Genomic DNA, 295 nt, shown 5'->3' on the forward strand with positions numbered 1-295 from the left:
GCGCTCGCTGGTCAAGCGCCCGAAGCTGCTGCTGCTCGACGAGCCGATGTCCGCGCTCGACAAGAAGATCCGCCAGAAGACCCAGCTCGAGCTCGTGAACATCATCGAGAAGGTCGACGTGACCTGCGTGATGGTCACGCACGACCAGGAAGAGGCAATGACGATGGCCAGCCGCCTCGCGGTGATGAGCGAAGGCAAGATCGTGCAAATCGGCGCGCCGGGCGAGGTGTACGAGTTCCCGAACAGCCGCTTCTCCGCCGAATTCATCGGCTCCACCAACCTGTTCGAAGGCCGT

General features: G+C 62.7%; 1 pseudogene. It reads left to right on the forward strand.

Going from position 1 to position 295, the window contains the following annotated elements:
- Positions 1 to 295 (forward strand): annotated as a pseudogene (locus tag U5798_RS37025) (polyamine ABC transporter ATP-binding protein); the annotation flags it as partial.

Source organism: Burkholderia sp. BCC1972, assembly GCF_905339605.1.
Classification (GTDB): Bacteria; Pseudomonadota; Gammaproteobacteria; order Burkholderiales; family Burkholderiaceae; genus Burkholderia.